The following is a 10945-nucleotide window of genomic DNA, read 5'->3' as shown; positions in this document are numbered from 1 at the left end:
ATTTGCGATACCTTTTTGTTTTATGATTCAGGCCAAAGAGCATCGATATATGCTTGAGCCGCTTCAGGGTCAGCCTTGTTTACATCCAGAGGCAGGTCAAAGAGGACATTCAGTCCTTCGTAGGAGGGGTTTTCGGAGAGGTGACCTTCCTCATCAGCGATGAAAGCAGTATTTTCATAGCGGTTTTCTCCTTTTCTTCAAGATGGGCAAGCAGGGCTTGCTGGGTATCTTCGGGGGGAAGGCTGTCTGCAGCAAAGGTGCGGTGCAGCAGTTCTTCGAAGGGGTCTTTATTTGTAGGTTTCATGTCCATGCACCTCCAGATTTTGTTTCAACTCTTGTTTTGCGCGCCATAGCCTGCTTTTCACTGTACCAACGGGTATATGCAGGATGGTAGAGATCTCCTTCAGAGAAAGCTCTGCCGTGTAATACATATATAGCGGCAGACGAAGCTTTGGAGGCAGTTTGTCTGCACAACGCAGCAATAGCTGTGTTTCCTCCTGTTGGATGAGAAGGACTTCCGGTGGTTTCTCCGGTGAAACAGCTTCATCCTCCGAGTTCAGTGGGGCAAGGGGAATGATCTTCTGGCGGCCTTTTTCCTTCCGCAGCTGATTTTTCCAGAGGGAAGCTGCGATACGGATGAGAAAGGCTCTGGGATTCTGAGAGGAATCTATTTTATGGCAAAGTTCTGCGGCTTTCAGAAAGGTTTCCTGATAGAGATCGTCTGCATCGGTGGGGTTTGCCGTAAGGTGACGGCAGAAACTGTAAATGGTTTTTCCGTGCTGCAAAACAACGTCTTGTAATTCTTTATAAGTCAAGGATGACACCTCCTTTTTTGATTTAGAAGCTTCTACTTATCTATTGTAATGAAAAGCAAAAAGGTTTCAAAAAAATTTTCATTGCGGCTGGATAGAGAATATGATAGGATGAAAAAATGGACAAAGGAGGGAATGGAATGAAACGCATCTTACTGACAATCGCATACGACGGTACAAATTATTCCGGCTGGCAGAAACAGAAGAACCCTGATGTCATTACGGTGGAAGGGGAACTGACAAAGGCGCTGCAGCAGTTATTCAGAAACCCGGAACTGGAATGTATCGGCGCCAGCAGAACGGATGCCGGTGTCCATGCTTTGGGGCAGAGAGCAATCATTGATGTGGATACTACCATTCCTGCGGAAAAAATTCCATTGGCGATCCGTTCCTTTCTTCCTGCGGATATCGTTGTGACCAAGGCAGAGGAAGTGGATGGGGAATTTCATCCTCGTTTTGACTGCGTGAAAAAGACCTACGAATACCGCTTCTGGAATGCCCCTGTAAAAAATCCGAAGGAAAGGCTTTATTCTGCCTATGTGCAGAAACCATTGGATATCGATCGCATGAATGAGGGGGCGAAGGGCCTGATCGGCACCCATGATTTTGCGGCCTTCTGCGCCGCAGGCGCGCAGGTTTCCACCACAGTCAGAACGATTTTCGACTGTCATGTGGAACGGGTCGGAGAAAGCGTCAGAATGTATGTGACGGGGGATGGTTTCCTTTATAATATGGTGCGCATCATTGCAGGCACCCTGATGGCGGTCGGTCTGGGCAAAATGGAGCCTTCCGCAGTGGCGGGGATCGTCGCAGGCAAAGACCGCAGCAAGGCAGGTCAGACGGCGGAACCCCAGGGGCTGACGCTGGTAGAAATCTTTTATAAATAAGGAAAAAGCTCTTGACAGATATTGTATACAATAATATAATATAAGGGCTGTTAATATGAATTTAGAGCAAAAGTGCTTTAAATATATGTTTCTCAAGGTGGGACCCAATAAGTTATGACATGCAGGAAGTAAACTTCCATGGCATAATGGAGATCGACCGAAATCGTTCCTGCGGTATCGGCGAAGTCAACGGGTCAAACAAAATATTATGACAGGAGGTAAAAACCATGAGAACTACTTACATCGCTAAAGAAGCGGACATCGTTAAAAAGTGGTACGTGATCGACGCTGAAGGCGTAACACTGGGCCGTCTGGCTTCCGAAGTTGCATCTATTCTGAGAGGTAAAAACAAACCTCAGTACGCACCCAACGTTGACATGGGCGACTATGTTATCATCGTAAATGCGGAAAAAATCGCTGTTACAGGTAAAAAACTGGAACAGAAAATGTACCGTCACCACTCCGGTTGGACAGGCGGTCTGAAAGAAACAAGACTGGACAAAATGCTGGCAACACACCCCGAAAGAGTTATCGAACATGCTGTAAAAGGTATGCTTCCTAAAAACGCTCTGGGCAGAAAGATGTTCGGCAAACTGCATGTATATGCAGGTGCAGAACACCCTCACGCAGCACAGAAACCCGAAACACTGGAATTCAAATTCTAATCGAAGGAGGAAAGCATAATGGCAGCAGCTAGATATTACGGCACAGGCAGAAGAAAATCTTCCGTAGCTAGAGTATACCTGGTACCCGGCAACGGTAAAATCACAATCAACAAGAGAGACATCAACGAATATTTCGGTCTGGAAACACTGAAACTGATCGTTCGTCAGCCTCTGGAACTGACAGAAACAGGTGCAAAATTTGACGTTCTGGTAAACGTACACGGCGGTGGCTTCACAGGCCAGGCTGGTGCAATCAGACACGGCATCTCCAGAGCACTGCTGCAGGCTGATGGTGACTACAGACCCAGCCTGAAAAAAGCAGGTTACCTGACAAGAGACCCTCGTATGAAAGAAAGAAAGAAACCCGGTCTGAAAGCAGCGAGAAGAGCTCCTCAGTTCTCCAAGAGATAATCATCACCCGATTATTCAAATCCTCAAAATCCTCGGATTTTGGGGATTTTTTTTATTTGTGTCTGTCCGTTGGCGGTGCGGTGAAAATGTGACAATGGGCATCCTTTTGTATCACATTTTTTGTTGTTTGCTCAACAAAACAGAGGTATAATCTTTTCTGTTGGAGGCGAACACAATGAAGGAAAGCAGATTTGAATTATTTGATGGTCTGATTGCTTCTGCGGGGAAAACCCTGCAGCGGATCAAGGCCAGCAAAATGGAAAAATACGGACTGGGCAGCACCCATACCACTTGCCTGTGCAAATTGGGCAAGGCGAAGGAGGCAGGAGTGACCCAGAAAGAACTGACGGAGCAGGAAGGCATCGACCGCGCCCAGGTGTCTCGTATCTTGCGGGATCTGGAGCAGAGTGGTCTGGTAGAAGCTGTAGGCCGTTCCACTTACAAAAGAAGATATTGCCTGACAGAAAAGGGACAGAAGATCACAGCAGAGATCAATGAGATCATTCTGGAGATCAACCGATATGTCAGTCAGGAGATCCCTGTAGAACAGATCGCGGTATTTTACCGCGTGCTGCAGAAGATCGACAGCAATTTGAAAAAAGCAGAAGATAAATTTTGCCGAGAGGCAGGAAAAGAGGAAAACAAATGAAATTAGCGGAAAAAATTTTCTGCAGAGCCTTTCAGGGTGCCTTTCGTGCGGCACTGCCTGTATTGCCCTACAGAGAGCCAAAAATCATGCACAAAGTAAAACAGATCCCCGAACTTTTGCAGAAAAAGCACATTAAGCGGGTGCTTTTGGTTACAGATGGGGGCGTGCGCGGTTTGGGGCTGACAAACAGGCTGGAACAGGGTCTGCAGGAAGTGGGGATCCAATGTGCTGTGTATGATCAGGTGGTTGCCAATCCCACTATCATCAATATTGAAGAAGCCAGAAAACTGTATCTGAAAAGCGGTGCCCAGGCCATTATTGCCTTTGGCGGCGGTTCTGTGATGGACTGTGCCAAGGTAACAGGGGCGAGGGTAGTAAAGCCGAAACAGCCTGTTTACAAAATGAAAGGTCTGCTGCGTATCTGCAAGAAACTGCCTCTGCTGATCGCAGTGCCTACCACAGCGGGCACAGGCAGTGAAACCACACTGGCGGCGGTGATCACGGACAGCGGTACCAAACATAAATACCCCATCAATGATTTTTCCCTGATTCCCCATTATGCGGTGCTGGATTATCATGTGACACTGGGGCTGCCTAAAGGCATCACGGCTACAACGGGTATGGATGCCCTGACCCATGCGGTAGAAGCTTATATTGGCAGAAGTACCAATCGATTTACCAGAAAAATGGCAGAAGATGCCACAAAGCTGATTTATGAAAACCTGAAGACGGCCTATGACGATGGGAAGAATAAAGATGCCAGAAGCAACATGCTGGAAGCGGCTTACTGTGCCGGTGTGGCTTTTTCCCGTTCCTATGTAGGCTATGTTCATGCGGTGGCCCATTCTCTGGGCGGACAGTATGGCGTGCCCCACGGGCTGGCAAATGCCGTTCTGCTGCCTTATTTTCTGGAGGAATACGGCACAGCCTGCCAGAGAAAACTGGCGAAACTGGCGCGCTTTACGGGCATGGTGCCCAAGCATACCAATGACTACAGAGCGGCAGCGGCTTTTATTCAATGGGTGAAGGATATGAATGGGTATATGGGGATTCCTGATATGATCAAAGAAATCAAGATGGCGGATATCCCCATTATGTCTCAGCATGCAGCGGCAGAGGGAAATCCCCTGTATCCTGTGCCCGTGCTGATGGATCAGGAGCAGCTGGCGGAAATGTATGAACGAGTGATGGAAAGAGGGGAATGATATGGAAATCGAAAAAATCGTACAGAAGCAGAGAGCGTTTTTCAGAACAGGAAAGACCATTCCTCTTTCCTATCGTAAAATTGCCCTGAAAAGACTGGCGCGGGCCATCCGCGACCACGAAGCAGATATTTATACAGCCCTGCAGGCGGATCTGAATAAATCGGAAACAGAAGCATATATGTGCGAGATCGGCATGACACTGGCGGAACTGTCCTACATGCTGAAACACATGAACAGCTGGGCGAAAAAGGAGTATAAACTGTCTCCTCTGGCACAGTTTTCTGCCACCAGCTTTACCATCAAAGAACCTTACGGCGTTGTTCTGATCATGTCTCCTTGGAATTATCCCTTCATGCTGACCATGGAGCCACTGATCGGTGCCATCGCCACAGGCAACTGCTGTGTGGTGAAGCCTTCTGCCTATGCTCCTGCCACATCTGCAGTGATCAGAACGATCCTGCGGGAATGTTTTGAGGAAGAATATGTTGCGGTAGTGGAAGGCGGCAGAGCGGAAAATCAGGCTTTGCTGGATCAGAGATTTGACTATATTTTCTTCACCGGCGGTGTCAGCGTGGGCAAGGAAGTTATGGCCAAGGCGGCAAAGCATCTGACACCCGTAACACTGGAACTGGGCGGCAAGAGTCCTTGTGTGGTGGATCAAACTGCAAAACTGAATCTGGCGGCAAAACGCATCGTATTCGGCAAACTGCTGAACTGCGGCCAGACCTGCGTTGCGCCGGACTATATTCTGGTGGACAAGGCGGTAAAGGATGAATTGATCGGCTATCTGAAAAAATGGATCGTGAAGATGTACGGAGAGAATGCCGCAGAAAACGAAGCCTATGTAAAAATGATCAACAGAAAACATTTTGACCGCGTGACGGGCCTGATCGACCCTGCGAAGGTGGTATTTGGCGGCGGCTGGAATGAGGAAACGATGCAGATCCAGCCCACCATCATGGACAATGTGACCCCCGAGGATGCCATTATGCAGGAGGAAATCTTTGGCCCTGTTCTGCCCATCATTGAAGTGGAAAATATGCAGGAAGCGGAACGTTTTATCTGTGATAGAGAAAAACCTCTGGCGCTGTATCTGTTCACACAGGACAGAAAACTGGCAAACAGATTCCTGAAGCACGTGCCCTTTGGCGGCGGCTGCATCAACGATACCATCATCCATCTGGCTACAAGCAGAATGGGCTTTGGCGGTGTCGGCGGCAGCGGCATGGGCAGTTATCATGGCAAGAAGAGCTTTGAAACCTTCAGCCACGAAAAGAGCATCGTGAAAAAACACACATGGATGGATCTGCCTGTCAGATACGCACCCTATACGGAAATGCAGGAGAAACTGCTGCGGATTTTCCTGAGATAAGAAAAAGACCCTGAAAAGGGTCTTTTTTGATCAGCGCATATTTTTGGCTTTTACCATGGCGTGGATAAAGCCGAAGGTGTAACAAAGGATGGAAAGGGCTGCCAGAGGCTTTGGCATGACGCCGGTGGCCTTTGTCACAACGAAGCAGGCCAGCATCAGGCCGGCACTGAAAATGGCGGAAAGCAGCACTTTTCGCATCAGGCTCAGTACAGTTTTTTTTGCAGAGGGGGCATTGCAGAACTCCTTCAGAAGCTGCGATTCTCCTTTCAGCAGGCGGATACTTTCTTTATAGAGAAATACGGCGATAGCCACCATAAAAATAACATAAATAAGCATAGACTTCCTCCTTGGCATGTTTTGTTATAGTGTAGCATTTTATGGGGAGAAAAGCAAATGCCTGTCTGCATTAGAGGGGATAAACGGTATGATGTATACATAAAATGATCTTGCTTGACAAGAATCGTGCATTTTTTCTAGGAATTTCGCGATGTACGGGAAAAAATACAAGGGTTTGCTGCGGAATAGTTGCTATTTTGCACAAAAGGTGATACTTTTATAAGACAAAGCATAACAGCGTCAACGCGTGTGTGTGCTAATGAGAGTGAGGTAATAGATATGAATGAAGGATTGGAAAAAAGATATGGCTTATTGACAGCGGTTGCCATGGTAGTCGGTATTGTAATCGGCAGCGGCGTGTTCTTTAAAGCGGAAAAGGTTCTGGTTGCAACCGGCGGCGATCTGCCTACGGGTATTCTGGCATGGTTCCTGGGCGGTATGGTAATGGTCATCTGCGCCTATAATTTTGCTATTATGGCAACAAAACATGAAAAAGTAAGTGGCGTTGTAGACTATGCGGAAGTTCTGGTAGGGCCGAAATATGGCTACTTCTTTGCATGGTTCATGGCAACGATCTATTTCCCTGCAATGACTTCTGTTGTTGCGTGGGTTTCTGCAAGATATTTTGGTGTATTGATGGGCTGGAGCATCGTTGGTCCCGAAGTAATGGTCATTTCCGGTGTATTTCTGGTAGGCAGCTATGTAGTCAATGCACTGGCACCCAAACTGGCTGGTATGCTGCAGGTAACAACAACAGTAGCAAAACTGATTCCTCTGTTCCTGATGGCCATCGTTGGTACAATTTTCGGTATGAAAAACGGTATCCTGATGGATAACTTCACATCCGGTGCGATCGTAGAAGTAACAGGAAATCCTCTGTTCACAGCAGTAGTAGGTACATGCTTCGCTTACGAAGGTTGGATCTGTGCAACATCCATCAACGCGGAACTGAAAGATGCGAAGAAAAATCTGCCTCGTGCGCTGACATTCGGTACAATTTTCGTTGTCATCGTATATATCGTATACTACGTTGGTCTGGCTGGTGCTGTTGAAAACGAAGTAATGATGGCTGGTGGCGAAACAGGTGCGAAGATCGCGTTCTCCACAGTATTTACAAATGCTGGCGGTACACTGCTGTTCGTATTCGTGGTAATCTCCTGTCTGGGGACACTGAATGGTCTGATGATGGCAAATACAAGAGCTTTCTATGCGATTGCAGTAAGAAACGAAGGCCCCAGACCTCAGGTATTCCGCGTGGTTGACGAAGTAACAAAAATGCCTACAAACTCTGCGCTGCTGGGCGTTATGATGGCAATGCTGTGGCTGGCATATTTCTATGGTGCAAATCTGGCACCTACACCTTGGTTTGGTGCATTCTGCTTTGATAGTTCTGAACTGCCTATTATCACAATTTACGCAATGTATATCCCTATCTTTGCAATGCAGATGGCAAAAGAAAAAGAAATGCCTTTCTTCCAGAGAGTGATCGCTCCTCTGTTTGGGATTCTGGCAAGTGGCTTCATGGTACTGGCAGCCATCATTTCTCTGGGCAAAGCGATCATCTTCTACATGATCCTGTTTGCAGTTGTGCAGGCTTTTGGTATGGCACTGAAAACTTATGGACATAATGAATAAGGAAAGAGAAAAAGAACCATGGATGAATTTCCATGGTTTTTCTTTTCCTATAATATTGACATATGTCGAAATTGGGGTATACTGAAGAAAGCAACATATGTCATAAATAAAGGAGGCGTTTCTATGGCGAGGCCGAGAAAATGCAGACGTGTCTGCGGGATGCCCCGAAACAACAGTTTCGCCCCTATGGGACTGGGAGATCGTAACGAAAGCGTGATTATGGCGGTGGATGAATACGAGACTATTCGCCTGATCGATCTGGCAGGCTATACACAGGAGGAATGTGCCGAACAGATGGGCATTGCCCGCACAACAGTGCAGGGAATCTATAATGAAGCAAGACGAAAACTGGCGGATGTGCTGGTCAATGGCAAAACATTGTTTATTGAAGGCGGTGACATCGATCTTTGCCAGCGGGAAAATGCCGGATGCGGAAGAAAATGCGGACAGATCTGTTGCAAAAAAGAAAAATCAAATTTAGGAGATGAATAGAAATGAGCGAAAATTGTTCTCATAACTGCGGAAGCTGTTCTGCAAACTGCAGCAGCAGAAAACCTGCAGATTTTTTGGTACCCCCCAATCAGCACAGCAATATTAAAAAAGTGATCGGTGTTGTCAGCGGGAAAGGCGGCGTAGGGAAATCTATGGTAACCTCTACTTTGGCAGTGCTGACAAACAGAAAAGGTAAAAAGACAGCGATCCTGGATGCAGATATTACAGGCCCTTCCATCCCCAAGGCTTTTGGTGTAAAGGATAAGGCATACGGTAATCAGTTGGGCATGCTGCCCTGCGAATCCAAAACAGGGATTGAAATGATGTCTATCAATCTGCTGCTGGATAATGACACGGATCCCGTTGTTTGGAGAGGTTCCATTATTGCGAATACAGTAAAACAGTTCTGGCAGGATGTTGTATGGGGCGATGTGGATTATATGTTTATCGATATGCCTCCCGGCACAGGCGATGTTCCTCTGACTGTGTTCCAGTCTATCGCACTGGATGGTATCATTATTGTTACAACGCCTCAGGATCTGGTAAGCATGATCGTAGATAAGGCTGTAAAGATGGCACAGATGATGAACGTTCCTATTCTGGGCATCGTGGAAAACATGTCCTATTTCAAATGTCCTGACTGCGGCGGCGTACACAAGATCTTTGGTGAAAGCAACATTGAAATGATCGCAGCAAAACACAATATCCCTGTGGTTTGCAAACTGCCCATCGATCCTTCTGTAGCTGCGAAATGTGACAGAGGCGCAGCAGAAGAATATGAAGGGGAATGGCTGGATCCTATGATCGATTTCCTGGAAAAGATGAAATAAGAAATAACATTATAATAAGGAGAGAAGAAGATGAAAACAAAAATTGCAGTAACATACGAAAACGGCGAAGTATTCCAGCATTTTGGTCATACAAAAGAATTTAAGTTTTACACAGTGGAAGACGGTAAAATTGTGGATACACAGATCGTACCTACACTGGGCAGCGGCCATAGCCTGCTGGCAGATTTTCTGCTGCTGAACGGCGCAACTGTACTGATCTGCGGCGGCATTGGCGGCGGTGCAAAGGCTGCTCTGGCAGCAAAAGGCATTGAACTGCGCGGTGGCGTAAGCGGCAATGCCGACGAAAAAGCACAGGCTTTTGTTGACGGTACACTGGAATTCAATGCGGCTGTAGAATGCACACATCACCATGACCATGATCATGAAAACTGTGGGGAACACGATCACCACTGCGGCGGTCACTGCCACTAAGGGCGGAAATAGAAAGACTCCTTTCGGGGAGTCTTTTTTTAATTCCCAAGAGAAAAATGAAAATGAGAGCGTATTTTTGGGGGGATTGGCGGGACGTTCTGGAAAGGCTGATTCGACAAGGATCCCAAGGGTCTTGGCAAAAGTGACAAATCGAAAAAAAGTGTTATGTAAAGTATTTTATTTCTCTCAAAAAGTGGACTTTACTGGAATTAAATGGAAAAACTGATGTGTTTTTTATGCAAAATGATTAAGAAGTGAAGGATGTATACATAAAGAATCTGTTAAGAAGTATGTATACAGTGTTTACTGAAATGAAAAAAAGAACAGTGCGGTTTATACGATAATGATGTAAAAACAGGAAGTAACTTATGTATAATATAAATAAAAGTGGATGATTTTTCATTTTTTTCATTGAAAAAAATGTATTGAAATTTCTGGATAAATCAAGTAGAATCAAAAAGTATTCGGATCTGTGAAACTCTTCGGATATTCGATTTTGATTCATTTTTCGTTTTCGTGGGACGAAAAATTTTTTTACTCTGAATGTAAAGGAATCGTTAAGATTGGATAAAGAAGGCATAAAGATTCGTATCAGCAATCATATTTTTATTAATTTCATTGGGAGGGAATTATAAATGGAAGCTTTTAACAATTTTGTTACAGCTGCGAATGGTGTCCTGTGGGGCCCCATCATGCTGGTAGCTCTGGTAGGTACACATGTTTACCTGACAATCAGAACAAAAGGTATCCAGAGAAAAACATTCACAGGCGTTAAACTGTCCGTAACACCCGACGCGGAAGCATCCGGTGATATCGGTGGTTTTGCTGCTCTGGCAACAGCTCTGGCTGCTACAATCGGTACAGGTAACATCGTAGGTGTTGCTACTGCAGTTGGTACAGGTGGTCCTGGTGCTGTATTCTGGATGTGGTTCACAGGTCTGCTGGGTATGGCTACAAAATACGGCGAAGCTACTCTGGCTGTTAAATACCGTGTAAAAGCAAAAGACGGTTCTTACATCGGTGGTCCCATGTACGCTCTGGAAAGAGGTCTGGGTCAGAAATGGCTGGGCGTAATGTTCGCTCTGTTCACAGGTATCGCTTGCTTCGGTATCGGTAACATGACACAGGGTAACTCCATCGCTGAATCCGTAAACGGTACATTCGGTATCCCCAAAGTAGCTACAGCTGCAGTTCTGACAGTTCTGACAGGTCTGGTAAT

Annotated in this window: 14 protein-coding genes; 11 read left to right on the top strand and 3 right to left on the bottom strand. The window is 46.3% G+C overall.

What is annotated here, in order from left to right; genetic code table 11:
- Positions 1–109: 109 nt before the first annotated feature.
- Positions 110–304, bottom strand: a complete 195-nt coding sequence (locus ACJMLT_RS05705) for a hypothetical protein (RefSeq protein WP_405727904.1) — start codon at positions 302–304, stop codon at positions 110–112.
- Positions 288–815, bottom strand: coding sequence for an RNA polymerase sigma factor (locus ACJMLT_RS05700; protein ID WP_405727901.1), 528 nt, complete (start codon positions 813–815; stop codon positions 288–290). Before ACJMLT_RS05700 ends, ACJMLT_RS05705 begins: the two co-directional genes overlap by 17 nt.
- Before the next feature lie 137 nt (positions 816–952).
- Between ACJMLT_RS05700 and truA the strand changes: the two genes are divergently transcribed.
- The 6 genes from truA (at position 953) to ACJMLT_RS05670 (ending at position 6001) form a co-directional block, all read left to right on the top strand.
- The gene (gene truA, locus ACJMLT_RS05695) at positions 953–1699 is read left to right on the top strand and encodes a tRNA pseudouridine(38-40) synthase TruA (protein ID WP_405727898.1); all 747 of its coding nucleotides are present in this window, start codon (positions 953–955) and stop codon (positions 1697–1699) included.
- Between the two features lie 227 nt (positions 1700–1926).
- Positions 1927–2364 carry a 50S ribosomal protein L13 gene (rplM, locus tag ACJMLT_RS05690; protein WP_405727895.1) on the top strand — a complete coding sequence of 146 codons (438 nt, stop codon included), beginning with the start codon at positions 1927–1929 and terminating at the stop codon, positions 2362–2364.
- A gap of 18 nt (positions 2365–2382) precedes the next feature.
- Positions 2383–2775 carry a 30S ribosomal protein S9 gene (rpsI, locus tag ACJMLT_RS05685; protein WP_405727892.1) on the top strand — a complete coding sequence of 131 codons (393 nt, stop codon included), beginning with the start codon at positions 2383–2385 and terminating at the stop codon, positions 2773–2775.
- 175 nt (positions 2776–2950) lie between these two features.
- A complete protein-coding gene (locus tag ACJMLT_RS05680; RefSeq protein WP_405727889.1) occupies positions 2951–3424 on the top strand; it encodes a MarR family winged helix-turn-helix transcriptional regulator in 474 nt (157 codons plus the stop codon).
- A complete protein-coding gene (locus ACJMLT_RS05675) occupies positions 3421–4629 on the top strand; it encodes an iron-containing alcohol dehydrogenase (protein ID WP_405727886.1) in 1209 nt (402 codons plus the stop codon). The genes ACJMLT_RS05680 and ACJMLT_RS05675 overlap by 4 nt, the downstream gene beginning before the upstream one ends.
- Before the next feature lies 1 nt (position 4630).
- Complete coding sequence (locus tag ACJMLT_RS05670) at positions 4631–6001, top strand: aldehyde dehydrogenase (RefSeq protein ID WP_405727883.1); 1371 nt, start codon at positions 4631–4633, stop codon at positions 5999–6001.
- Between the two features lie 30 nt (positions 6002–6031).
- On the opposite strand, the gene ACJMLT_RS05665 is transcribed toward ACJMLT_RS05670, so the two are convergent.
- Positions 6032–6337, bottom strand: a complete 306-nt coding sequence (locus ACJMLT_RS05665; protein WP_405727880.1) for a hypothetical protein — start codon at positions 6335–6337, stop codon at positions 6032–6034.
- Positions 6338–6616: 279 nt separating this feature from the next.
- On the opposite strand from ACJMLT_RS05665, the gene ACJMLT_RS05660 reads away from it, so the two are divergent.
- The 5 genes from ACJMLT_RS05660 to ACJMLT_RS05640 all read left to right on the top strand — a co-directional run.
- Positions 6617–7972 (top strand): APC family permease, encoded by a 1356-nt coding sequence (locus tag ACJMLT_RS05660; protein ID WP_405727877.1) that lies wholly within the window; start codon positions 6617–6619, stop codon positions 7970–7972.
- 123 nt (positions 7973–8095) lie between these two features.
- Complete coding sequence (locus ACJMLT_RS05655; protein WP_405727874.1) at positions 8096–8464, top strand: DUF134 domain-containing protein; 369 nt, start codon at positions 8096–8098, stop codon at positions 8462–8464.
- Positions 8465–8466: 2 nt separating this feature from the next.
- The gene (locus ACJMLT_RS05650; RefSeq protein ID WP_405727872.1) at positions 8467–9294 is read left to right on the top strand and encodes a P-loop NTPase; all 828 of its coding nucleotides are present in this window, start codon (positions 8467–8469) and stop codon (positions 9292–9294) included.
- A gap of 30 nt (positions 9295–9324) precedes the next feature.
- Positions 9325–9726, top strand: coding sequence for a NifB/NifX family molybdenum-iron cluster-binding protein (locus ACJMLT_RS05645; RefSeq protein ID WP_405727870.1), 402 nt, complete (start codon positions 9325–9327; stop codon positions 9724–9726).
- A 635-nt stretch (positions 9727–10361) separates the two neighbouring features.
- The coding region (locus ACJMLT_RS05640; RefSeq protein WP_405727867.1) for an alanine:cation symporter family protein at positions 10362–10945 on the top strand (584 nt) is incomplete at its 3' end.

The organism is Anaerotignum sp. (genome assembly GCF_045122575.1).
Lineage (GTDB): Bacteria > Bacillota > Clostridia > Lachnospirales > Anaerotignaceae > Anaerotignum_A.
This window is presented reverse-complemented; position numbering and strand designations above follow the sequence as displayed.